General features: G+C 58.8%; 21 protein-coding genes. 19 read left to right on the top strand and 2 right to left on the bottom strand.

Annotated elements, in window-relative coordinates:
• Nucleotides 1-32: 32 nt before the first annotated feature.
• From HRR99_RS12840 to HRR99_RS12755, 18 genes are all read left to right on the top strand, one after another.
• The gene (locus HRR99_RS12840) at nucleotides 33-1,673 is read left to right on the top strand and encodes an ABC transporter substrate-binding protein (RefSeq protein WP_233122002.1); all 1,641 of its coding nucleotides are present in this window, start codon (nucleotides 33-35) and stop codon (nucleotides 1,671-1,673) included.
• A gap of 18 nt (nucleotides 1,674-1,691) precedes the next feature.
• Entirely contained in the window at nucleotides 1,692-2,759 is a 1,068-nt protein-coding gene (locus HRR99_RS12835) for an ABC transporter permease (RefSeq protein ID WP_077105808.1), read from the top strand.
• Nucleotides 2,756-3,688: an ABC transporter permease gene (locus HRR99_RS12830; protein WP_233122001.1), complete on the top strand. Its 933-nt coding sequence runs from the start codon at nucleotides 2,756-2,758 to the stop codon at nucleotides 3,686-3,688. Before HRR99_RS12835 ends, HRR99_RS12830 begins: the two co-directional genes overlap by 4 nt.
• On the top strand, nucleotides 3,685-4,521 hold the full coding sequence (locus tag HRR99_RS12825; RefSeq protein ID WP_233122000.1) for an ABC transporter ATP-binding protein: 837 nt from the start codon (nucleotides 3,685-3,687) through the stop codon (nucleotides 4,519-4,521). Before HRR99_RS12830 ends, HRR99_RS12825 begins: the two co-directional genes overlap by 4 nt.
• Nucleotides 4,518-5,267 (top strand): ABC transporter ATP-binding protein, encoded by a 750-nt coding sequence (locus HRR99_RS12820; RefSeq protein ID WP_233121999.1) that lies wholly within the window; start codon nucleotides 4,518-4,520, stop codon nucleotides 5,265-5,267. Before HRR99_RS12825 ends, HRR99_RS12820 begins: the two co-directional genes overlap by 4 nt.
• Nucleotides 5,268-5,424: 157 nt before the next feature.
• Entirely contained in the window at nucleotides 5,425-6,324 is a 900-nt protein-coding gene (locus HRR99_RS12815; protein ID WP_233121998.1) for a LysR family transcriptional regulator, read from the top strand.
• An 87-nt stretch (nucleotides 6,325-6,411) separates the two neighbouring features.
• Nucleotides 6,412-7,947 carry an ABC transporter substrate-binding protein gene (locus HRR99_RS12810; RefSeq protein ID WP_422387270.1) on the top strand — a complete coding sequence of 512 codons (1,536 nt, stop codon included), beginning with the start codon at nucleotides 6,412-6,414 and terminating at the stop codon, nucleotides 7,945-7,947.
• Between the two features lie 238 nt (nucleotides 7,948-8,185).
• Nucleotides 8,186-9,136 (top strand): ABC transporter permease, encoded by a 951-nt coding sequence (locus HRR99_RS12805; RefSeq protein WP_233121996.1) that lies wholly within the window; start codon nucleotides 8,186-8,188, stop codon nucleotides 9,134-9,136.
• Nucleotides 9,133-9,954: an ABC transporter permease gene (locus HRR99_RS12800; protein WP_233121995.1), complete on the top strand. Its 822-nt coding sequence runs from the start codon at nucleotides 9,133-9,135 to the stop codon at nucleotides 9,952-9,954. The genes HRR99_RS12805 and HRR99_RS12800 overlap by 4 nt, the downstream gene beginning before the upstream one ends.
• 87 nt (nucleotides 9,955-10,041) lie before the next feature.
• Complete coding sequence (locus HRR99_RS12795) at nucleotides 10,042-10,725, top strand: exopolysaccharide biosynthesis protein (protein WP_233121994.1); 684 nt, start codon at nucleotides 10,042-10,044, stop codon at nucleotides 10,723-10,725.
• A 72-nt stretch (nucleotides 10,726-10,797) separates the two neighbouring features.
• Complete coding sequence (locus HRR99_RS12790) at nucleotides 10,798-11,751, top strand: sugar-binding transcriptional regulator (protein WP_233121993.1); 954 nt, start codon at nucleotides 10,798-10,800, stop codon at nucleotides 11,749-11,751.
• A gap of 143 nt (nucleotides 11,752-11,894) precedes the next feature.
• The gene (locus HRR99_RS12785; protein ID WP_233121992.1) at nucleotides 11,895-13,208 is read left to right on the top strand and encodes an ABC transporter substrate-binding protein; all 1,314 of its coding nucleotides are present in this window, start codon (nucleotides 11,895-11,897) and stop codon (nucleotides 13,206-13,208) included.
• A gap of 153 nt (nucleotides 13,209-13,361) precedes the next feature.
• Entirely contained in the window at nucleotides 13,362-14,234 is an 873-nt protein-coding gene (locus tag HRR99_RS12780; protein WP_045228296.1) for a carbohydrate ABC transporter permease, read from the top strand.
• An 11-nt stretch (nucleotides 14,235-14,245) separates the two neighbouring features.
• The gene (locus HRR99_RS12775; RefSeq protein WP_045228297.1) at nucleotides 14,246-15,070 is read left to right on the top strand and encodes a carbohydrate ABC transporter permease; all 825 of its coding nucleotides are present in this window, start codon (nucleotides 14,246-14,248) and stop codon (nucleotides 15,068-15,070) included.
• An 11-nt stretch (nucleotides 15,071-15,081) separates the two neighbouring features.
• Nucleotides 15,082-16,080, top strand: coding sequence for an ABC transporter ATP-binding protein (locus HRR99_RS12770; RefSeq protein ID WP_233121991.1), 999 nt, complete (start codon nucleotides 15,082-15,084; stop codon nucleotides 16,078-16,080).
• Between the two features lie 86 nt (nucleotides 16,081-16,166).
• A complete protein-coding gene (locus tag HRR99_RS12765) occupies nucleotides 16,167-17,648 on the top strand; it encodes a mannitol dehydrogenase family protein (protein WP_233121990.1) in 1,482 nt (493 codons plus the stop codon).
• Nucleotides 17,649-17,664: 16 nt separating this feature from the next.
• Nucleotides 17,665-18,336 carry an HAD family hydrolase gene (locus HRR99_RS12760; RefSeq protein ID WP_233121989.1) on the top strand — a complete coding sequence of 224 codons (672 nt, stop codon included), beginning with the start codon at nucleotides 17,665-17,667 and terminating at the stop codon, nucleotides 18,334-18,336.
• A gap of 178 nt (nucleotides 18,337-18,514) precedes the next feature.
• Entirely contained in the window at nucleotides 18,515-20,086 is a 1,572-nt protein-coding gene (locus tag HRR99_RS12755; RefSeq protein ID WP_233121988.1) for an FGGY-family carbohydrate kinase, read from the top strand.
• Nucleotides 20,087-20,158: 72 nt separating this feature from the next.
• On the opposite strand, the gene HRR99_RS12750 is transcribed toward HRR99_RS12755, so the two are convergent.
• Nucleotides 20,159-20,980, bottom strand: a complete 822-nt coding sequence (locus tag HRR99_RS12750; RefSeq protein ID WP_233121987.1) for a MurR/RpiR family transcriptional regulator — start codon at nucleotides 20,978-20,980, stop codon at nucleotides 20,159-20,161.
• A gap of 312 nt (nucleotides 20,981-21,292) precedes the next feature.
• On the opposite strand from HRR99_RS12750, the gene HRR99_RS12745 reads away from it, so the two are divergent.
• Nucleotides 21,293-22,018 (top strand): sulfate transporter family protein, encoded by a 726-nt coding sequence (locus tag HRR99_RS12745; RefSeq protein WP_233121986.1) that lies wholly within the window; start codon nucleotides 21,293-21,295, stop codon nucleotides 22,016-22,018.
• Here HRR99_RS12745 and nth read toward each other — a convergent pair.
• Nucleotides 21,992-22,762 carry an endonuclease III gene (gene nth, locus HRR99_RS12740; protein WP_233121985.1) on the bottom strand — a complete coding sequence of 257 codons (771 nt, stop codon included), beginning with the start codon at nucleotides 22,760-22,762 and terminating at the stop codon, nucleotides 21,992-21,994. The two genes, HRR99_RS12745 and nth, sit on opposite strands and share 27 nt — an antisense overlap.
• Between the last annotated feature and the right edge of the window lie 42 nt (nucleotides 22,763-22,804).

Genomic DNA, 22,804 nt, shown 5'->3' with positions numbered 1-22,804 from the left:
AGTATAAACCGAGATACAAACAGGGGAAGACGATGAACAATTCGCTCAACAAAGCCGCCCGTATCCTTGCCACCAGCGTGGCCCTTTCGATGCTCTCTCTCGCCGCACCACAGGCCTTTGCGGCAACGCCTGCCGATACGCTGGTCGAAGGTTTCGCCATCGATGACATCATCACGCTCGATCCGGGGGAGGCGTTTGAGATTTCCACGGCTGAAGTCACCGGCAACACCTATAGCAAGCTCGTCTCCATCGATATCGCTGATACATCGAAGGTGAAGGGCGATTTGGCCGAGAGCTGGACGACATCCGAAGATGGTCTGACCTACACATTCAAGCTGAAGCAGGGCCTCAAATTCGCCTCCGGCAATCCGCTGACGGCTGACGACGTGGCCTTCTCCATCGAACGTGCCGTCAAGCTGGACAAGTCGCCAGCATTCCTGCTGACGCAGTTCGGCCTCAAGGGCGATAACGTCACGGAAAAGGCCAAGGCTGCGGATGCCAACACATTCGTGCTGACGGTCGACAAGCCCTATGCGCCAAGCTTTGTTCTCAACGTGTTGACGGCAACCGTTGCCTCCGTGGTGGACAAGAAGCTGGTGATGGAAAAGGCCAAGGCTGTTACGCCAAGCGCCGATTACAAATATGACAGCGATTTCGGCAATGAATTCCTCAAGACCGGTTATGCCGGTTCCGGCCCTTACAAAATCCTTGGCTGGAAGGCCAACGAAGCTGTCATTCTGGAAGCCAACCCGAATTACTACGGCGAGAAGCCAAAGTTGAAGCGTGTCGTTTACCGCCACATGAAGGAAAGCTCCGGCCAGCGTCTGGCACTGGAAAATGGCGATATCGATGTGGCGCGTAATCTTGAGCCCGGCGATATGGAAGCCGTGTCCAAGAAGGACGGCTTTACCGTTATTTCGGCACCAAAGGGCACGGTCTATTATCTCGGCCTGAACCAGAAGAACGAATATCTGAAAAAGCCTGAAGTCGTTGAAGCCTTCAAATATCTCATCGATTATGAAGGCATTGGTGCCACCATCATCAAGGGCATCGGCGAGGTACACCAGACCTTCCTGCCAAAGGGCCAACTCGGCGCGCTGGATGAAAATCCCTTCAAGCTGGATGTCGCCAAGGCCAAGGAATTATTAGCAAAGGCAGGCCTGAAGGATGGCTTCACCGTTTCTATGGATGTGCGCAACACCCAGCCGGTCACGGGCATTGCCGAAAACATGCAGCAGACCCTAGCGCAGGCCGGTATCAAGCTGGAAATCATTCCCGGTGATGGCAAGCAGACGCTGACGAAATACCGCGCGCGTCAGCATGACATCTACATCGGTGACTGGGGTTCCGACTATTTCGACCCGAACTCCAATGCTGAAACCTTCACCATCAACTACGACAATTCGGACGCAGGCAAGAACAAGACGCTGGCATGGCGCAATGCCTGGGACGTGCCTGAGCTGACGAAGCAGACACAAGCTGCGCTTCTCGAAAAGGACAACGCTAAGCGCGCGGCCATGTATCAGGACCTTCAGAAAAAGGTTCTGGAAAGCGGCCCGTTCGTCGTCATCGAGCAGAAGACGGAAATCGCCGGTTTCTCCAATAAGGTCAAAGGTTTGAAGCTTGGACCAAGCTTCGACACCAACTATGTCTACCCGGTCTCCAAGGAATAGTCCGGCAGGATTGATCCAGTGACCATCATTGAAACAGTGCCAAGGCCAAGGCGCGGCAAAAGCCGCGCCAACAAGCGCCTGACTGCCGTCATCGGCTTCCTCGTCACCGTCATCACCACCTTTTTGGGGTTGTTGGCGGTGACCTTCTTCATTGGTCGTGTCATCCCCATCGATCCCGCCTTGGCGATCGTGGGAGACCGTGCGCCTGCCCATGTCGTGGAGCGCGTGCGCGAGGAACTCGGCCTCAATCTGCCGCTCTGGCAGCAGTTTTTCCTTTATATCAAGCAGGCTCTATCCGGTGATTTCGGCACATCGGTGCTGACCACAAATCCTGTGATGACCGATATCATCCGGGTCTTTCCCGCCACCATCGAGCTTGCCACCATCGGCACGCTGATCGGTGCCGTCTTCGGCATTCCGCTCGGCGTTCTCGCCGCCGTCAAGCGCGGCAGCATCATAGACCAGATCGTGCGCATTATCGGTCTCGTCGGTTATTCCGTGCCGATCTTCTGGCTCGGCCTGCTGGCGCTGCTGGTGTTTTACGCCAAGCTGAACTGGGTCGCTTATCCCGGCCGCATGGACATCGTCTACGAATTCACCTTCACGCCGGTGACAGGCTTTTACCTGCTGGATGCCTTCTGGCAGGGGCAATGGGATGTGCTGTGGGACCTCTTTCGCCACATCATTCTGCCTGCCGGATTGCTGGGGTATTTTTCGCTGGCCTATATCAGCCGCATGACGCGTTCCTTCATGCTCAATGAACTGAGCCAGGAATACATCGTCGCCGCCCGCGCCAAGGGCCTTTCGGAAACTCGCATCATCTGGTTTCACGCCCTGCGCAATGCCGCCGTGCCGCTGTTGACGGTCATCGTTCTGTCCTATGCCGGGTTGCTGGAAGGGTCCGTTTTGACGGAAACCATCTTCTCCTGGCCGGGGCTCGGCCTCTACATCACCAATTCCTTGCAGAATGCGGATATGAACGCCGTTCTCGGCGGTACCATCGTGATTGGCGCTGTGTTCATCAGCATCAATCTCCTGTCCGATCTGCTCTACCGGACGCTCGATCCAAGGACGCGCAGCCGATGACGACAGCTTCGACACCATTGAAACCCTACAGCCGCGAATGGCTGCTGTCCGACCGTCCCGCATCGCGCGGTCAGGCAAGGCTTGGCCGCGCCTACGTCATCTGGCGGCGCTTTTCGGAAAACCGGCTGGCGCTGGCCGGTCTCGGTATCATTCTCGCACTGGTGCTGGTCGCGATTTTTGCCAATGTGCTGGCCCCGCATTCCGCCGTGCAGGGCGATCTGCGCAACGCCCGCCTGCTGCCACCCGGCAGCGCAGGCTATCTGCTCGGCACGGATGATCAGGGTCGCGATATTCTCTCGCGCCTCATCCACGGTTCGCGGTTGACGCTGTTCGTGGTTCTGCTGGTTGCCATCATCGCCGCTCCCGTCGGCCTCATCGTCGGCACCGTTGCCGGTTATGCCGGTGGTTGGGTGGATGCCGTATTGATGCGCATCACTGATATCTTCCTCGCTTTCCCGAAACTCGTTCTGGCGCTGGCGCTGGTCGCGGCACTCGGGCCGGGCATCGAGAATGCCGTGCTGGCCATCGCCATCACCTCATGGCCGCCCTATGCGCGTATTGCGCGCGCCGAAACCATGACGTTTCGCCATTCCGATTTCATCGCGGCGGTGCAGCTCATGGGCGCATCGCCGTGGCGCATCGTGCTCAAACACGTCATGCCGCTCTGCATGTCTTCGCTCATCGTGCGTGTGACGCTGGACATGGCGGGCATCATTCTAACCGCCGCCGGTCTTGGCTTCCTAGGCCTCGGCGCACAGCCGCCGCTGCCGGAATGGGGCGCGATGATCGCATCCGGTCGCCGCTTCATTCTCGACCAATGGTGGGTCGCGGCAATGCCGGGCATTGCCATTCTCATCGTCAGCCTCGGCTTCAACCTGCTGGGCGATGGTCTGCGTGATGCGCTGGACCCGAAGGAGGCAGGCCAATGAGTGCGCCACTTCTCACGGTCGAAAACCTGCGCGTCTCCTTTCCCACCCGCACCGGGCTGGTGGAAGCGGTGCGCGGCGTGTCGTTTACGCTCGGCAAGGAGCGTCTCGGCATCGTCGGCGAATCCGGCTCCGGCAAATCCCAGACCGGGCGCGCCATTATGGGGCTGACGCCGCCGTCTGCGAAAATCGAGGCGGATGCCCTGCGTTTTGGCGATATCGATCTCTTGAAAGCCTCGGCCAAACAGCGCCGCAGCATTCGCGGCAAGCGCATCGGCATGATCCTGCAGGACCCGAAATATTCGCTGAACCCCGTCATGACCATCGGTCGCCAGATCGTGGAAACCCTGCAAACGCATGAACGCATCGGCACATCGGCGGCCAAACAGCGGGCGCTGGACATGCTGGAGGCGGTGCAGATCCGTGAGCCGGAACGCGTCTACGGGCTTTACCCGCACGAAGTCTCCGGCGGCATGGGCCAGCGCGTCATGATCGCCATGATGCTGGTCTGCGGTCCGGAACTGTTGATTGCCGACGAGCCGACCTCGGCGCTGGATGTGACGGTGCAGCTGGAAGTGCTGGGCATTCTCGACAAGCTGGTGCGAGATCGCGGCATGGGCCTCATCTTCATCTCCCATGATCTGCGGCTTGTCTCGTCCTTCTGCGACCGCGTCCTCGTCATGTATGCGGGCCGTGTGGTGGAAGAGCTTCAGGCTGCCAATCTCGACAACGCCCATCACCCCTATACGCGCGGGCTGCTCAATTGCTTGCCGAAGATTGGCGAGAAAAGGCATCCGCTGCCGGTTCTGGACCGTCAGTTGGAGTGGCGCTTATGACCTCAGTTCTTTCCGCTTCCGATCTGCTGGTCGATTTCGACGGTCACATCGCACTCGACGGTGTCAGCATCGATGTCGCCAAAGGCGAATCCTTCGGTCTGGTCGGTGAATCCGGCTCGGGCAAATCCACGCTTTTGCGCGCCATTGCCGGTCTCAACCACTTCGATGAGGGCAGCCTCATGGTGGAGGGGCGGACCTACAAGAGCAAGTTCCGCGAAAAGAGCTTCTACCGCGATGTGCAGATGGTGTTTCAGGACCCCTATGGCTCGTTGCATCCGCGCCAGACGGTGGATGCGCTGCTGCTGGAGCCGCTCACCATTCATGGGCTGGACGACAAGGAAGGCCGCATCACCCGCGCGCTGGATGAAGTCGGCTTGGGAACCGGCTTTCGCTTCCGCTATTCGCACCAGCTTTCCGGCGGCCAGCGCCAGCGCATCGCCATTGCCCGCGCGCTGATCCTCGAGCCGAAAATCCTGCTGCTGGACGAGCCGACATCGGCACTCGACGCTTCCATTCAGGCCGAAATACTCAACCTGCTGGAACAGGCTCGGCATGAACGAAACCTCACCTTCCTCATGGTCAGCCACGACCTCGGCGTCATCAGCCACATGTGCGACAGGCTTGCGGTGATGAAAAGCGGCAAGGTGGTGGAAATGCTGGATGTGGAGGCGCTGGAAAGTCGCAAGTTCGAGGCCGATTATACCCGGCAGTTGCTGGTGGCGAGTGAGGGTTTTGTGCGCGATTGAGGCGTCGGGGTGATGCTGCTACAAGCTCCCTCATTCCTGTGCTCGTCACAGGAATCCAGTCGACGCGCGTCTGCGCGGCGAAAGAGTTCTTCCAGCCCAAAGACTTGGGCTGACTAGCTTCCTGTGACGGGCACAGGAATGAGGGGGCACCGTCACCATGAATCTACGCGCATTGATGTATTTCGATGAGCTTGTCCGCACCAGCTCCATGCGCGCGGCGGCGGAAAATCTCAATGTTGCGCCAACCGCCGTCAGCCGCCAGATCGAAAATCTGGAAGAATATTTCGGCACGCCATTGGTGGAGCGATCCAGCCGGGGCGTGACGTTGACGGCAGCGGGGGAGCTTCTGGCCGAACGGGCCGGCAAGACCCTGCGCGAGCTTGGTCACGTCCATCAATTGATTGATGATCTCAAGGGGCTGGAGCGGGGGCGCGCGACGATCTATGCCAATGGTGCCACCGTCGCCAGCCTTCTGGCACCGGCGCTATCGCAGTTCAGCCAGACTTACCCCAAGCTGCGGTTCGAGGTTCATATCACTTCGGCACGACAGGCCATCGATGCACTGGTCTCCGCACAGGCCGATATCGCCATAACCCTGTTTGCGCCCAAAACATCAGAGGTCAAAATCCTTGCAAAGCGCGAGATCGGCTATGATGTCATCCTTCCCGCAGGCCATCCCTTGGCTGATAAACCTTCGATTTCGTTGAAAGACCTCGCTGCCATACCGCTGGCTCTGCCGGAAAAAACCTTCGCCGCACGCCAGGCCTTCGATGCGCTGTTTGCGCAAGCGGGCATCGTCCTCGATCCGACCTTTATCGCCAGTTCGCTGGAATTGCTGAAAGATCTGGTGCTGGATGGTGCTGCCGTCACCCTTCTGCCGCCGCTTTCGGTCGCGCGGGAAATCGATGCCGGGCAGATGGTCGCGGTACCTCTGTCGGGGTCCAAAGGTGTCCGCACGACCATGGAGCTCTGCGTTGCGCCGGATCGTGAACTGTCCTTTGCCGCCGCAACGCTTGCCAGCTTTATCGAGACCTTTATGGGCAATCTGCCGAAATAGGCGGTTGATTTTTACCCTTGATGTCGTGTAGCGATTTTCGCAACGCGCTGAACACAAAATGTTTGCGCCACTCGACCGGAGACGATGATGATGCGCAGCATGTTTTTGCAATCGGTAAACCTCACACGCCGCCTGGCCTTGGGCCTGGCCGTTGCCACCACGCTTTCAGCCATGCTGCCCGCCACGGTGGCTTTTGCAGCGGCAAAAAATTCCATCACCATCGGCATGGGCACAGAGCCTGCAGGGCTCGACCCGACAGCCGGCGCCAACGTCTTCATCGGTCAGGTCACCTGGCAGAACATCTTCCAAGGCCTCGTGACCATCGACAAGGACGGCAAGATCCAGCCGCAACTGGCGGATAGCTGGGAGATTTCCGAGGACGGCAAGACCTATACGTTCAAGCTGCATGACGGCGTGAAATTCCATGATGGCGAGGCCTTCGATTCCACCGTCGCCAAGGCATCGCTGGACCGTGCGCGCGGCGATGCCTCCATCAATCCGCAGAAACGCTTCTTCGCGGCCATCGACAACATCGAAACGCCAGATGCGATGACGCTGGTCCTGAAACTGAAGCAGCCCTCCGGCAGCCTGCTCTATTGGCTCGGTTGGCCAGCATCCGTCATGGTCGGCACGACGTCCGCCGAAACCAACAAGACGACACCCATCGGCACGGGTCCGTTCACATTCGTCAACTGGGCCAAGGGCGACAAGGTCGAGCTGGCGCGCAACATGGATTACTGGGACAAGTCCGCGACCGTTACGCTCGAAAAGGCAATCTTCCGCTTCATTCCAGACCCGCAGGCGCAAGCCGCCGCGCTCAAATCCGGCGATATCGATGCCTTCCCAGAATTCGGCGCACCTGAACTCATGAGCTCTTTCGAGGGCGACGTGCGGCTGGGCACCTTCATCGGCAATACCGAGTTGAAGGTCGTGGCGGGCATGAACAATGCCGTCGAACCCTTCAACGACAAGCGCGTGCGGCAGGCCCTGATGATGGCGGTGGACCGCGCAACCGTCATCGAAGGCGCATGGTCCGGCTTCGGCACGGCCATCGGCAGTCATTACACACCCAATGACCGTGGCTATGTCGATACGACCGGCACGCTGCCATACGATGCTGAAAAGGCGAAAGCGTTGCTGGCCGAGGCCGGTTATCCCAACGGCCTCAGCTTCACCATCAAGGCGCCGCAGATGCCTTACGCGCAGCGCACCTCTCAGGTCCTGCAAGCCATGTTTGCGGAAATCGGCGTGACGATGACCATCGAAACCACGGAATTTCCGGCCAAATGGGTGTCGGATGTGCTGAAAGGTGCCAACTACGAAATGACCATCGTGGCGCATGCGGAGCCGATGGATATCGATATCTTTTCGCGTGATCCATACTATTTCAACTACAAGAACCCGACCTTCAACGAGATCATTAAGAACATTGAGCTGACTGCCGATCCGGTGGAGCAGGAAGATTTGTATCAGGATGCGCAGAAGATTTTGGCGGAAGATGTACCGGCGTTGTTTCTCTTTGTGATGCCGAAGCTTGGGGTTTGGGACAAGAAGATTCAGGGGCTGTGGGAGAATGAACCGATCCCGTCGAATGTTTTGGCGGATGTGCATTGGGAAGAGTGATGGTGTGTTTGCTTAGTGGTGAGCGACAGTGGGCTTGGCTTACCCCCCTCTGTCCTGCCGGACATCTCCCCCACAAGGAGGGAGATCGGCTAGGCGCACGCTCACCATTCTATCCACAGCATTCAAGATGGGCGAGAGCTAACCACGAGTCGATCTCCCCACCTGTGGGGGAGATGTCCGGCAGGACAGAGGGGGGTAAGCCAAGCCCACTGTCGCCTACCAACTACCGGGCACCAACATGATCGCCCTCATCTCCAAACGCATCCTAATCCTCCTCATCACCCTTCTGGCCGTATCCTTCCTCATCTACACCGTCATGGGCCTGCTCCCAGGCGACCCCGCAGCCATCATGCTCGGCACCTCGGCCAGTCCCGACACACTCGCAGCCCTGCAAAAACAGATGGGCCTCGATCAGCCTCTTATGCTGCGCTACCTCCATTGGCTCGCGGCCATCGCACGGGGCGACCTTGGCCAATCCTATACCTACGGCGTTCCAGTTGTCGGGCTTATCTTCGAGAGGCTCACCGTCACCCTTCCGCTCGCCCTTATCGCCGTCGGCCTGTCCATCCTCATCGCCCTGCCGTTGGGTGTCATGGCAGCACGCTATAGAGGCGGCACCATCGATTTTCTCTGCGGCCTGTTTTCCCATGCGGGCATTGCCGTTCCCGGCTTTTGGGTCGGGCTGCTGTTGATTCTTCTCTTCTCCACCACGCTCGGATGGATGCCCGCAGGCGGTTTTCCCGGCTGGCAGGCAGGGTTTGGTGCGGCATTGAAGGCGCTCGTGCTTCCGGCGGTGGCGCTCGCCTTTTCTCAAGCGGGTGTGCTGGTGCGAGTATGCCGCTCGGCTATGCTGGAGGTGATGGGCGAGGATTTCGTGCGCACTGTCCGTGCCAAAGGCATTGGCGAAACCGCGACCCTGTGGAAACACGTTCTGCCCAACGCGCTAATCCCCGTCATCACCATGATCGGCCTGCAATTCACGTTCCTGATCGCAGGCACTGTGCTGGTGGAAAACGTCTTCAATCTGCCCGGGCTTGGGCGGCTCGCCTATCAGGCGCTGACCCAGCGCGATATCGTCGTCATGCAGTCGGTCGTGCTGTTCTTCTGCGCACTGGTGATAACGATGAATTTCCTTGTCGATATGGCCTATCTGCTGATCGATCCGCGCTTGCGGGCGCGTGCCGCATGAGACGTTTCAATCGCCGCAGTGTTTCCCTTTTGGCGGGTGCCACCATCACTGGCGCTCTGCTGGCGATTGCGCTGCTCTCTCTCGTCTGGACGCCGCAGCTGCCGACGAAAATGAACATCGTCGCCAAGCTGAAGCCGCCGCTAACACAGGGCTTGCTGGGCACGGATCACTTTGGCCGTGATATTCTCTCGATGCTGATGGTCGGTGCCTGGAATTCGCTGTCTACCGCCGTGGTTGCGGTCGCCATCGGGGCTACCGTCGGCACGCTGGTCGGCATATTTGCAGCGGCGCAACGGGGCGTCGTAGAGGCCTTGCTGATGCGGCTTTGCGATATCATCTTCGCGCTGCCGCCCATCCTTTCCGCCATGATGCTGGGTGCCTTCATCGGCTCCGGTCGCTTCACCTCCATTGTCGCCATCGCCACCTTCATGGTGCCGGTGTTTGCCCGGCTGACCTGCGCTGCTGCCTTGCAATTATGGGCGCGGGATTTCGTGCTGGCGGCGGAAAGTCTGGGGCGGGGCAGGGGTGGCATTACCTTAACCCACATTCTGCCCAACCTCACCAACCTCATCATCGTGCAGGTCAGCATCCAGCTGGGACTCGCTATTCTCACCGAAGCGGGTCTCAGCTTCCTTGGTCTCGGCATGCCGCCGCCCGCGCCCACATGGGGGCGGTTGTTGTGGGAATCGCAGACCTATCTGGCCGCCGCGCCCTGGCTTGCGATCCTTCCCGGTTTAGCTATCGCCTTGGCGGTTCTCGGCTTCAATCTTCTGGGCGATGGCCTGCGCGATTTGCTTGACCCGAAGCTGCGCCGATAGGGGAGCGACGAGAATATAAGCATCCTGTCGTATTGCTGCCGCCATTCATCTGTTACAGCGGGACCATAATCCTGGAGTTGAAACCCTATGCTGCGCCTGTCGGATAATCCTGCTCTCTCCGGTCCGGTTGAAGAGACCGACCTGACATTGACGGAACCCGATGCTCCAAAAGTCGGTCTTGTCGATATTCTGCAAGCACTGGCCGGTGATGAAAGCCGCGAGCGCATCTCCGTCGGTGATCTTCTGTCTGCGATGGGAGACCGTGCCTTCGGCGCGTTGATGCTGGTCTTTGCACTGCCCAATATCGTGCCCACCCCGCCAGGCACATCGGCGATAACAGGCACCCCCCTGGTCTTTCTCGCCGCCCAATTGTTCGCGGGCAAAAGCCCGTGGCTGCCGCGCGTCATTGCCGATCGTTCGCTGGCGCGGGAAGATTTTGCCCGGGTCGTTCAAAAGATCGTCCCTGTCCTGTTGTGGGTGCAAAAGCTGCTGCGGCCACGCATGGAAGGCCTGCTGTCGCCGGTCTTCGAGCGGCTGATCGGTCTCATCTGCCTGCTTCTCGCCGTCATTCTGGCCTTACCTATTCCGCTTGGAAATATCCTACCCGCCATCGCAATCTGTTGTTTTTCCTTTGCTCTTCTGGAGCGGGATGGCCTGTTTGCGTTGCTGGGTGGTGTCCTTGCGGTCGTCTCGGTGGCCATCGTCAGCGGCGTGATCTACGGCATTGCCAGAGCTACGCTTTATTTCGTGGTCGGACCATTGTTGGGCTGAGCGTGCCTTGCCGCGTTTGACACGGGCTCTAGAAAAATGTCAGCACAGTGGAAATGACGTAGGGGCAGGCATATGGCCAGACGATCCGAAACAGGTGGACGGCTAGACGACGCGGCGCGGGCTGGGTGGCTCTATTACGTCGCGGGCCGCACGCAGGATGAGATCGCCGCTGCCATGGGCATCTCCCGCCAGTCGGCGCAACGTCTCGTGTCACTGGCCGTTGCCGAACGTCTGATCAAGGTCCGGCTCGATCACCCCATTGCTGCCTGTCTGGAGAAAAGCGAGGCCCTGCGCGAGCGCTTTGCGCTGAACTATGTCGAGGTCGTGCCCAGCGATCCGGCGGGCGTCTCCTCCACCGTCGGCATTGCCGAGGCGGGAGCGGCGGAAATCGAACGCTGGCTGCGCAAGGCGGAACCAATCGTGCTTGCCATCGGTACGGGGCGGACTCTCAAAGCTGCGGTCGATCAGTTGCCGCCGATGGAATGCCCGCAACATCGCATCGTCTCGCTTACCGGCAATATCGGGCCGGACGGGTCTGCCGCCTATTACAACGTCATCTTCTCGATGGCCGATGCCATCAAGGCGCGGCATTTCCCCATGCCTTTGCCGGTTCTCTGTTCGTCTGCGGAAGAGCGGGAATTGCTGCATGAGCAGTCCATGGTGCGCTCCACGCTGGCGCTGGGCGCCGCCGCCAATGTGACCTTCGTCGGCGTCGGTCAATTGGCAGAGGATGCACCGCTCTGCGTCGATGGCTTCCTCGAGGTTCAGGAGATGCGTGACCTCATCGCCAAGGGTGGTGCGGGCGAGATTTGTGGCTGGTCTTTTGATCGCGACGGCCAGTTTCTCGACACGCCGATCAATGATCGTGTCGCCTCCGTTCCCCTGCCGCCACGCGAAACAAGCACGGTGATCGGCATCGCTCAGGGGAAGCAAAAATCACCGGCCATTCTCGCCGCTCTGCGTGGCGGGCTGCTCAATGGCGTCATCACCGACGAAGCCTCCGCCGAATATTTGCTCAGAAGTTGAGCATAAATATCACTTTAAAACCAGTATGTTAGCCATTCCTTGTGCATCGCAGCGCAGGTAGGTGCTTGACTTTCATCTCCCATAAGTGAGTAATTGCCCTAGAGCAAAGCGAATGCTCACAAACTTCTTCTGGGAGGAAGATCATGACTTTGAAGACACTTCTGCTGGGCGCGTGCTCGGCTCTCGCCTTTTCGGGCCTCGCTTCCGCAGAAACGCTGACCATCGCCACCGTCAACAACGGCGATATGATCCGCATGCAGGGACTGACATCCGAATTCACCGCCAAAAACCCCGATATCAAGGTTGAATGGGTCACGCTGGAAGAAAACGTCCTGCGCGAACGCGTAACCACCGATATCGCCACCAATGGCGGCCAATACGACATCATGACCATCGGCAACTACGAAGTTCCGATCTGGGCCAAGCAGGGCTGGCTTCTGCCGCTTGAAAAGCTCGGCGATAACTACGATGTTGCCGACATGCTGCCATCGATCAAGGGTGGTTTGACTGTCGATTCCAAGCTTTACGCTGCACCGTTCTACGGCGAATCCGCCATGATCATGTATCGCAAGGACCTGTTTGAAAAAGCAGGCCTGAAGATGCCGGAAAACCCGACATGGGAATTCATCGGCGATGCAGCCCGCAAGATCACCGACCGCAAGGCCGATGTGAACGGCATGTGCCTTCGTGGCAAGGCCGGTTGGGGCGAAAACATGGCCTTCATCACGGCTCTCACCAACTCCTTCGGTGGTCGCTGGTTCGATGAAAACTGGAAGCCACAATTCGATCAGCCGGAATGGAAGAACGCGCTTCAGTTTTACGTTGACCTGATGAAGGATGCCGGTCCGTCCGGCGCCTCCTCCAACGGCTTCAACGAAAACCTGACGCTGTTCCAGCAGGGCAAATGCGGCATGTGGATCGATGCCACGGTTGCTGCTTCCTTCGTGTCGAACCCGAAGGACAGCAAGGTTGCCGATCAGGTTGGCTACGCGCTGTTCCCGACCCATGGCGAATTGAAGAACCACGGCAACTGGCTCTGGTCCTGGAACCTCGCCATTCCTAAGAGCTCTCAGAAGGCCGAAGCCGCTGAAAAGTTCATCGCATGGGCAACCAGCAAGGAATACACGCAGCTCGTTGCTTCCAAGGAAGGCTGGGCCAACGTTCCTCCGGGCACCCGTACCTCGCTCTACAAGAACGCGGATTACGAGAAGGCGGCTGGCTTTGCAGCACCGACGCTCGCTGCCATGAATGCGGCAGATATCACCAAGCCAACGGTGAAGCCGGTGCCTTACACAGGCGGTCAGTTCGTGGCCATTCCTGAGTTCCAGTCGCTCGGCACCACGGTCGGTCAGCTGTTCTCGGCAGTCGTTGCCGGTCAGTCCAGCGTCGATGATGCGCTTGCCGGTGCTCAGTCCACAGCCACGCGTGAAATGACGCGCTCGGGATACATCAAGTAATCCTCCCGAAGAACCGCCGTCCGGCCCTGATGGCCGGGCGGCATCTTTGCCAAACAATTTGTTTCTTTAAGCGTCGTTACCCAATCAGAATAAGAAAATGCCAAGCGTTTCCGTGCCCTTGAGAGGCATGGTCCGGAATTGGGAGGGAGCCTCATGGCTACGCAAAATACCAAGAACCTGGCGCGGATCATGATGGCGCCATCGGTCATCCTGCTTCTGGTCTGGATGATCGTGCCACTGTCGATGACGCTGTGGTATTCGTTTCAGAATTACAATCTGCTGAACCCGGCCAATGTCAGCTTTGCTGGCCTGTTCAATTATCAGTATTTCTACACCGACCCGGCATTCTTCCAGTCCATCTGGAATACGCTAGTCATCGTCGGCGGCGTACTGATGATCACGGTTATCGGCGGCATCGGCATTGCGCTGTTGCTGGACCAGCCCATTTTCGGGCAGGGCATCGTGCGCATTCTCGTCATCTCGCCCTTCTTCGTCATGCCGCCGGTTGCGGCCCTCGTCTGGAAGAACATGATCATGCATCCCGGTTACGGGGTGCTGGCGGACCTATCAAGGTTCTTCGGATTTCAGCCGATCGACTGGTTTTCGCAGTTTCCGCTGCTGTCCATCGTCATCATCGTGGCATGGCAGTGGTTGCCCTTTGCAACGCTCATCCTGCTCACCGCACTGCAGTCGCTTGACGGAGAGCAGAAGGAAGCCGCCGAAATGGATGGCGCAAGCTTCTTCAGCCGTTTCATCTATCTGACGCTGCCACACCTGGCACGTGCCATCACTGTCGTCATTCTCATCCAGACGATCTTCCTGCTCGGCGTCTACGCGGAAATACTCGTCACCACCAATGGTGGCCCGGGCTATGCCTCGACCAATCTCGCCTTCCTCATCTATCGCACGGCGCTGCTGGGCTATGATGTGGGTGGAGCGTCCGCCGGTGGCATCATCGCCGTCATCCTTGCAAACGTCGTCGCCATCTTCCTGATGCGCGCCGTCGGCAAGAACCTCGATCGATAGGAGACAGGATCATGGCTCGTAAAGTCTCGACACGCTCCAAAATCGGCTTCACCATCGCCGCCTGGGTCATTGCCCTCCTGCTGTTCTTCCCGATCCTCTATGCGTTTCTGACGTCGTTGAAAACGGAGCCGGAAGCCATTGCGGGCTTCAGCCTCTGGCCATCGGGCACGTTTGAAAACTACATCACTGTGAACACGCAGCGCGATTACTTCAAGCCGTTCATGAACTCGGTGATCCTCTCGGTCGGCTCCACCATCGTCGCCCTCATCATCGCAATCCCCGCGGCCTGGGCCATGGCGTTTTCGCCCACCAAGCGCACCAAGGATATTCTGATGTGGATGCTCTCCACCAAGATGATGCCTGCGGTGGCGGTGCTGGTGCCGATTTACCTCATCTTCCGAAATGCCGGTCTGCTCGATACGCGCATTGGTCTCACCATCATGCTCACCTTCATCAATCTGCCGATCGTGGTGTGGATGCTCTACACATATTTTCGGGAAATTCCGGGTGAGATTCTCGAAGCATCCCGCATGGATGGTGCGTCGTTGTGGAACGAGATCGTTTACGTGCTGACGCCGATGGCGATCCCCGGCATTGCCTCGACGCTTCTTCTCAACATCATTCTGGCGTGGAACGAATCTTTCTGGACCATTCGTCTCACCACCACCAATGCCGCACCGCTCACAGCCTTCATCGCCTCCTTCTCCAGCCCGCAAGGTCTGTTCTGGGCGAAGCTGTCTGCCGCTTCGATGATGGCAATTGCGCCGATCCTCGTGCTTGGCTGGTTCTCCCAGAAACAACTCGTTCGCGGCCTGACCTTCGGCGCGGTGAAATAAGGAATAAGAAAATGGGCAGCATTTCCCTTAGAAAAGTTTCCAAGGTCTTTGGTGAAGCCAAGGTCATCCCCTCCATCGATCTCGATATCGAAGACGGCGAGTTCGTGGTCTTCGTCGGTCCGTCCGGCTGCGGCAAGTCCACGCTTCTGCGCCTCATTGCAGGCCTTGAGGATGTCACCGGCGGCCAGATCATCATCGATGGCAAGGATGTGAGCGAAAAGGCTCCGGCAGAACGCGGCCTTGCCATGGTGTTCCAGTCCTATGCGCTTTACCCGCATATGAGCGTGCGCAACAATATTGGCTTCCCGCTGAAAATGGCCAAGCTCGACAAGGCCGTCATCGACAAGAAGGTCAATGATGCCGCAAGCGTGCTAAACCTCACCGATTATCTGGACCGTCGCCCCTCGCAACTGTCAGGCGGCCAGCGCCAGCGCGTCGCCATCGGTCGCGCCATCGTGCGTGAACCCTCGGCGTTCCTGTTCGATGAGCCCCTGTCCAACCTTGACGCCTCGCTGCGCGGCACCATGCGGCTGGAAATCTCCGAGCTGCACAACACGCTGAAGACGACGATGATCTACGTCACCCACGACCAGGTGGAAGCCATGACCATGGCCGACAAGATCGTCGTGCTCAATCGCGGCAACATCGAGCAGGTCGGCTCGCCGATGGAGCTTTACAAGACGCCACGCAATCTCTTCGTCGCAGGCTTCATCGGTTCGCCGCGCATGAACTTCGTCAAGGGTGCCTATGCTGCCGCCAAGGGTGGCGATACGGTCGGCGTTCGGCCGGAACATCTGCTGCTGTCGAAGGAAAGCGGTCTGTGGCACGGCAAGGTCACGGTGGCCGAACATCTGGGCTCCGACACATTCATCCACATCAATGTCGATGAGATCGGTATGATCACCGCCCGTGCCGGTGGCGAGTTTGCGTGTCAGCATGGCGATACCGTTTTCATCACGCCGGATGACAGCAAAATCCACAAGTTCGATAGCAAGGGTCTCGCCATCTAAGGGCCAGACCGCATCGCCGGATGGCTGGCCGTATCAGCGGCCAGCTTCGGCGACTGCTCCATGACAGGAAATTCGAGGATCGTCTCATGACATCAAAACTCTCGCTCGCAACGCTCGATCAGGTCAAGGCAACGGCGTCGGTTCCGTCCTATTCCCGCAGCGACCTTTCCGCCGGTATCGTGCATTTCGGCGTGGGCAATTTCCACCGCGCCCATCAGGCGATCTATCTGGACGATCTGTTCAACACAGGTGCCGACCATGACTGGGCCATCATCGGCGCGGGCGTTCTGCCATCTGACACCGTCATGCGGGAAAAGCTGGCGGCCCAGGATTTCCTGACGACGGTCGTTGAGCAGGACAACAACCGCACCGGCGCGCGCGTCACCGCCCCGATGATCGACATCTTGAAGATCGGTGACATCGCAGCCACCATCGAAACGCTGGCCGATCCGAAAATCCGCATTGTCTCGATGACGATCACCGAAGGCGGCTATTTTATCGATGCGTCGGGCACGTTCAATCCGCAGCATCCGGCCATTGCCGAAGACGGCAAGAACCCGACGGCACCGAAGACGGTCTTCGGCCTCATCGTCGCTGGCCTGAAAGCCCGAAAGGACAAGGGCATTCAGCCTTTCACCGTCATGTCCTGCGATAACATTCCGCACAATGGCAAGGTCACAAAAAACGCTGTCGTCGGGCTCGCGGCAATCTCCGATCCAGCCTTTGCCAACTGGATCAGCGACAACGTTTCCTTCCCCAATTCCATGGTGGACCGAATTACGCCTGCGACCGGCGACCGCGAACGCGATATCGCCCGCGATGATTTCGGCATCGACGATAACTGGCCGGTCTTTTGCGAAGAGTTCAAGCAGTGGGTGATGGAAGACAATTTCCCGGCGGGCCGCCCGGCGCTGGAAAAGGTCGGCGTGCAGTTCGTGCACGAAGTCGCGCCCTATGAGCATATGAAAATCCGCATCCTGAATGGCGGCCACGCGGCGATTGCCTATCCGGCGGCTCTTCTCGACATCCACTTCGTGCATGAAGCGATGGAGCATCCGCTGATCCGCGCTTTCCTCGCCAAGCTGGAGAAGGAAGAGATCATCCCGATCATTCCGCCGGTGCCGAATACCGATCTCAACGAGTATTTCGACCTGATCGAGCGGCGGTTCCTCAACCCCAAGATCGGCGATACCATTCCGCGTCTGGCGCAGGATGGCTCCAACCGCCAGCCGAAATTCATCCTGCCATCGACGGCGGATCGTCTGGAAAAGGGCGATGACATTGTGGGCCTCTCGCTGGTGTCTGCGCTCTGGTGCCGCTATTTTGCAGGCACATCCGATAGCGGCGCAAAAATCGTATTCAACGATGCCAGCGCCGAGCGCCTTCAGGCCGCAGCCATCAAGGCCAAGGACGATCCGATGGCGTTTCTGGCGCTGGACGATATCTTTGGCGAGGTCGCCAAATCGGACCTGTTCCGCAAACGCTTCGCCCATGCCTTGAAGACATTGTGGGAGAAGGGTACAGCCGAGACGCTTGAACTTTATCTGCAAAACAAACTCGTCAGCTGACGAAAAGAGATGTGCCATGCAAACCGGGAACGCGCCTTTGCTGATCTTTGATTGCGACGGCGTTCTCGTGGATAGCGAGCCGGTCTCTATCGCGGTTCTGATCGACATGGTCGCCCATCAGGGCGTCCAGATCACCGAAGAGGAAGCCTATCAGCGCTTCCTCGGCCGCAGCGTTGCCAGCATGACCGCGACGTTGTGGGACGAATACGGCGTCGAAACCGACATCGATTTTCTCGAACACATGCGCAGCGAACTCTTCCAGCGCTTTCGCGATGAGCTGAAAGCCATAGAGGGCATGGCCGAAACGCTGGATCGCCTGTCGGTGCCACGCTGCGTCGCCTCCTCCAGCCAGCCGGAGCGTATCCGCTATTCGCTCGGCCTCACTGGCCTGCTCGACAAGCTCGAGCCGCACATCTTCAGCGCCACCATGGTGAAAAACGGCAAGCCTGCACCGGACCTCTTCCTGCATGCCGCAGGTCAGATGCAGGTTGATCCGAGGGACTGTATCGTCATCGAGGATAGTCCGGCTGGAATTGCCGCTGCCAAGGCGGCGGGGATGCGCGTGTTTGCCTTTACCGGCGGCTCGCATGCCCGGTTCCCGGCATTTCGTGACCATATTGCCAGCCTGAAACCCGATCTGGTGTTTGACGCCATGCCGGATTTGGTCCAACTTGTGGCCGATCATTAAGATACGCGGCAGTTCTGGAATGAAGGCTGATTGACGTGCGCATCGACACTTATTGCTCCCTCATTCCTGTGCTTGTCACAGGAATCCAGCCAGCCCAAGTCTTTGGGCTGAAAGGGTTCTTTCCGCCGCGCGGACGCGCGTCGGCTGGATTCCTGTCACAAGGACAGGAATGAGGGGCATGCGTCAACATCTTGTTGCTGTCGATGTCGGCACGGGCAGCGCCCGCGCTGGCGTTTTCGATGCGAGCGGCAAGCTGATGGCACGCACAACCCATCCCATCATCATGCAAAGGCCAAAGGAAAACCACGCCGAGCATGATTCCGCCGACATCTGGAACGCCGTCTGCATCGCCGTGCGCAAGGCCATGGCGGGTGCTGGCATTGCTGCATCTTCCGTCGCTGCCATCGGCTTCGACGCCACCTGTTCGCTCGTCGTGCGCGGTTCGCAGGGTGAGCAGGTCACGGTGTCCACCACAGGCGAAGAGCGTTTCGACACCATCGTCTGGCTCGATCACCGTGCCATTGCTGAAGCAGACTTTCTCAGTGCCTCCGGCCACCCCGTGCTGGATTTTGCGGGCGGCTCGATCTCGCCTGAGATGCAGATGCCCAAGCTGATGTGGCTCAAAAAACATCTGCCGGACAGCTGGGCCAAGGCCGGTTATCTCTTCGATCTCGCCGATTTCCTGACATGGAAGGCAAGCGGCAGCACGCAGCGCTCCAATTGCACCCTTACGGCCAAATGGAATTTTCTGGCCCATGAAGGGCAAGGCTGGCGCCAGGATTATCTTGAAATAGCTGGCCTTGGCGATCTCCTGCAACGCGGCAACCTGCCCACACAAACCGTCGCGCCCGGCCAGAGCGTCGGCAAGCTCTCAGCGCAAGCGGCTGAAGAACTCGGGCTTGATACGGATTGCGACGTCGCGGCGGGCATGATCGATGCCTATGCAGGCGCGCTGGGCGCTCTCGGCGGCAGTCTGCAATCGAATGTCGGCAGCAATGTTGCGCTGATTGCCGGGACATCCAGCTGCCTCGTGACGCTGACGCCAACGCGTATGCCCGGCCACAGCCTGTGGGGCCCATATTGGCAGGCCGTGCTTCCCGGCCACTGGCTGGTGGAAGGTGGACAGTCGGCAACCGGCGCGCTCCTCGACCACGTCGTGCTTATGCATGCCGCAGGCGGCGATCCGACATCGGCGCTCCATGCCCGCATCGTGGAGCGCGTGCTGGATTTGCGCCGCACGGAAGGCGAGGGCTTTGCCGATCACCTTCATGTCTTGCCAGATTTCCACGGCAACCGCTCGCCGCTGGCCGATCCGCACGCCCGTGGCGTCGTCAGCGGTCTCACCCTCGACACCTCCTTCGACAGCCTCTGCCGCCTCTATTGGCGCACGGCGGTGGCGATCGCGCTGGGTGCACGGCATGTGCTGGATGCCATGGAAGGCTTCGGCTATACGGTTGAAACGCTGCACGTCACCGGCGGTCACGTGCACAATCCGCTTCTCATGGAGCTCTACGCGGATGTGACGGGCAAACGCATCGTCGTTCCGGCCACGGCAGATGCCGTTCTTCTCGGCACAGCCATGAATGCGGCCTCTGCGGGTTGTGTTCACCAGGGTTTGGCGGCTGCCGGTGCGGCCATGTATTCCGGTGGAGAAGTCCGGCACTCCGACAAGGCGGCTGGCCATTACGACCGGGACTACAGGCGGTTTCTCGCCATGTACCGGCATCGCGAAGAATTGGCGGGGCTGTGATAAGCCGTCACGCCATTGTCATATCCGGGCGATAAAAGAAAAATGGAGCGGCTATCAACCGCTCCATCAAGCTCAGCCATTCAAAGCCCGCTGCATGTCACCAATGCGGCGGTACCGGTCTCTGCGTCCGGTTTCGCTTTTCTGAGAAAGAGAATGCAGCATGAACTCGGTGATGGCCACCAGTTGCAACATGCTGTGACCACCATTCGGCCCCAGCGGAATTGTCAGACAGATGTCAGCGCTGTCAGGACCCCACTCATAAAAACGGGTGGTGATCAGCACGGTCTTGTATCCGGCCTTCATGGCCATCTTCGCAAGACGCTGCAGGGCTGCAAGGTTGCCGCCGCAGTCCATCAGCACCAACAGCGTACCGTCGACGGGTTCGTCCATCAGCGCGATGTAGGTTGCACCGTCGCGCTGGAGATAGTGAACGCGTTCACGCGATTCCAGCAGCTTGGTGTAGAAGTAGCGGCAGATGCCGAAGCTTTCAGCAGAGGACGCGATAAACACATCGCGGCTTTCGGCAATGTTGCTCAGCGCCGTCTTCCATACGGATTGTCCGGCAAGATCGTAAACCGCCTGAACGGCCTGAATCTGCTGCAACATCAGCGATGACAGGGGCGTCTGCGGCGCTTCCTGTGCCATTGTGGGTGCGGCTTCTGGAACATGCGCTTCCTCGCGCAGATGTTCTCGAATGTCGCTGAGCTGGCGGTAACCGAGCGAGCGCAGAAAGCGGCCTACCGTCATCGGGCTCAGGCTCAGCTTTTCAGCGAGGGTCGCAGCGGTCTCGAACGGCAGTTCGGCCAGGTGCTCGATAAGGTATTTCGCAATTCGCCGTTCCGACGGTGTACCGGTCTTCAGCGAACGGGTGAGATCAATCAGCAATTTTTCCAACGACGCCTCGTTCTTCTATTCTTTAGCGGACGATGGTGGTGAAGCGGCTGTCCCGCTGCCAATCGTAACGACTAGGGTTTCATAGGCGAAGCGTCATCCCGTCGATCCCCAATCCCACGAGAAATACAACTTTTTGCCTGTTTGTTTTTATAGTTTAGTGGTTGCTTTTCTTCAAGCACAAAATAATGGGTTGAAGTTTTTCTTTTTGGGAGGTTGCGGCATTTCTTGCCAAGAGGGGTCGATACCCCTATCTGCCACCCATCAGGCGGCACCTCTCGATCGATTTTAAATCCGCCTAAATGGAGGCAAATGATGATTTTCTACGCCGCGCGGCAGGGTTTCGGCAATCTTTTTGCACCAGAGACCCGCTCAGCCTTCTGGAAGGTCCTCGGCCTCACGATTTTAGTGCTCATCGGGCTCTGGTTTGCCGTTCGCGGCATCTTCATCTGGCTTGCCTTGCCATGGATTGATTCGCTCCTGCCCGGCGTGCCGGAATGGGCCGGCTGGTTGAGCTTTGTCTTCGCCATTCTGGCCGGTCTTGGGCTTGCGCTGGCACTGGGTCTGTTGATCTCGCCCGTTACCGCCGTCATAGCCGGTCTGTTTCTCGATGATGTGGCCGAGGTGATCGAGAAGAAGGATTATCCGGCTGATCCGGCTGGCACGGCCATGCCGCTCACCGAGGCTATCCCATCGTCGCTCAAATTCTTCGGGGTGGTCATTCTGGGCAACATCATCGCGCTGTTGCTGCTGCTCGTTCCCGGCGTCAATCTCATCGCGTTTTTTCTGGTCAACGGCTATCTGCTGGGCCGGGAATTCTTCGAGTTCGCCGCCATGCGCTTCCGCACGCCAGCCGATGCCCGCGCCTTCCGCTCAAAGCACGGCACGAAAGTCTTTATGGCTGGTCTGGTGATCGCCGCGTTTCTGGCTGTCCCCTTCCTCAACCTGCTGACTCCGCTGTTTGCAGCCTCGATGATGGTGCATCTGCACAAGGCGATCAGCAGACGCGATCCGTCATTCAGCAACCAGCTGGGCCGGTAACTCCACCAGGGATGCGGGAATATCGCAGGTCTTTTCCGGCGCCTTGCAGATATCGGCAATCACGCAGCGCTCGCATTCCGGCTTGCGCGCCTTGCAACAGTAGCGCCCGTGCAGGATCAGCCAGTGATGCGCGTGGAACAGATATTTGTCGGGAATGATCCTCACCAGCCGCTCTTCCACCTCGTCCGGGGTCTTGCCCGGCGCCAGACAGAGCCGGTTGGCGATGCGAAACACATGCGTGTCGACAGCCAATGTCGGCACCCCAAAAGCCATCGACATCACCACATTGGCGGTCTTGCGCCCCACGCCCGGCAGCATCACCAGCTCCTCGCGAGTGCGCGGAACCTCGCCACCAAACTGGTCGATCAGCATCTGCGACAGCGCAATGACGTTCTTGGCCTTGTTGCGGTAGAGACCGATGGTCTTGATGTAGCTGATCAGCCGTTCCTCACCCAGATCGAGCATCTTTTGCGGTGTATCGGCCACCGCAAACAGGCCGCGTGTCGCCCGGTTCACACCCACATCGGTCGCCTGCGCAGAAAGCGCCACGGCCACCACCAGAGTGAACGGGTTGGAGTGTTCCAGTTCGCCCTTGGGCTCGGGCCGCTGAATGGAAAAGCGACGGAAAATCTCGACCAGCTCATCATGCGAATAGAGCGTCTTGACCTTCGCGGGCTTGCGGCGTGCCGTGGAATTTGACTTTTTCGGCGTTTGGGTGCTGGATCGTTTCTTGGCTATTGTCATGTTGCGACTACAATTCGGGATCAGGCTTCGTTCAAACATCGG

The organism is Agrobacterium vaccinii (assembly GCF_021310995.1).
Classification (GTDB): domain Bacteria; phylum Pseudomonadota; class Alphaproteobacteria; order Rhizobiales; family Rhizobiaceae; genus Agrobacterium; species Agrobacterium vaccinii.
The sequence above is the reverse complement of the archived record's forward strand: the minus strand, read 5'-3'. Positions and strand labels throughout refer to the sequence as shown.

Bases quoted from the DNA above. Each gene is read 5' to 3' on its own strand.
- HRR99_RS12770 (WP_233121991.1), top strand. From the start codon at position 15,082: ATGGGCAGCATTTCCCTTAGAAAAGTTTCCAAGGTCTTTGGTGAAGCC.
- HRR99_RS12760 (WP_233121989.1), top strand. From the start codon at position 17,665: ATGCAAACCGGGAACGCGCCTTTGCTGATCTTTGATTGCGACGGCGTT.
- HRR99_RS12825 (WP_233122000.1), top strand. From the start codon at position 3,685: ATGAGTGCGCCACTTCTCACGGTCGAAAACCTGCGCGTCTCCTTTCCC.
- HRR99_RS12745 (WP_233121986.1), top strand. From the start codon at position 21,293: ATGATTTTCTACGCCGCGCGGCAGGGTTTCGGCAATCTTTTTGCACCA.
- HRR99_RS12820 (WP_233121999.1), top strand. From the start codon at position 4,518: ATGACCTCAGTTCTTTCCGCTTCCGATCTGCTGGTCGATTTCGACGGT.
- HRR99_RS12830 (WP_233122001.1), top strand. From the start codon at position 2,756: ATGACGACAGCTTCGACACCATTGAAACCCTACAGCCGCGAATGGCTG.
- HRR99_RS12805 (WP_233121996.1), top strand. From the start codon at position 8,186: ATGATCGCCCTCATCTCCAAACGCATCCTAATCCTCCTCATCACCCTT.
- HRR99_RS12780 (WP_045228296.1), top strand. From the start codon at position 13,362: ATGGCTACGCAAAATACCAAGAACCTGGCGCGGATCATGATGGCGCCA.
- HRR99_RS12800 (WP_233121995.1), top strand. From the start codon at position 9,133: ATGAGACGTTTCAATCGCCGCAGTGTTTCCCTTTTGGCGGGTGCCACC.
- HRR99_RS12765 (WP_233121990.1), top strand. From the start codon at position 16,167: ATGACATCAAAACTCTCGCTCGCAACGCTCGATCAGGTCAAGGCAACG.
- HRR99_RS12840 (WP_233122002.1), top strand. From the start codon at position 33: ATGAACAATTCGCTCAACAAAGCCGCCCGTATCCTTGCCACCAGCGTG.
- HRR99_RS12775 (WP_045228297.1), top strand. From the start codon at position 14,246: ATGGCTCGTAAAGTCTCGACACGCTCCAAAATCGGCTTCACCATCGCC.
- HRR99_RS12815 (WP_233121998.1), top strand. From the start codon at position 5,425: ATGAATCTACGCGCATTGATGTATTTCGATGAGCTTGTCCGCACCAGC.
- HRR99_RS12755 (WP_233121988.1), top strand. From the start codon at position 18,515: ATGCGTCAACATCTTGTTGCTGTCGATGTCGGCACGGGCAGCGCCCGC.
- HRR99_RS12810 (WP_422387270.1), top strand. From the start codon at position 6,412: ATGATGCGCAGCATGTTTTTGCAATCGGTAAACCTCACACGCCGCCTG.
- nth (WP_233121985.1), bottom strand. From the start codon at position 22,762: ATGACAATAGCCAAGAAACGATCCAGCACCCAAACGCCGAAAAAGTCA.
- HRR99_RS12795 (WP_233121994.1), top strand. From the start codon at position 10,042: ATGCTGCGCCTGTCGGATAATCCTGCTCTCTCCGGTCCGGTTGAAGAG.
- HRR99_RS12785 (WP_233121992.1), top strand. From the start codon at position 11,895: ATGACTTTGAAGACACTTCTGCTGGGCGCGTGCTCGGCTCTCGCCTTT.
- HRR99_RS12790 (WP_233121993.1), top strand. From the start codon at position 10,798: ATGGCCAGACGATCCGAAACAGGTGGACGGCTAGACGACGCGGCGCGG.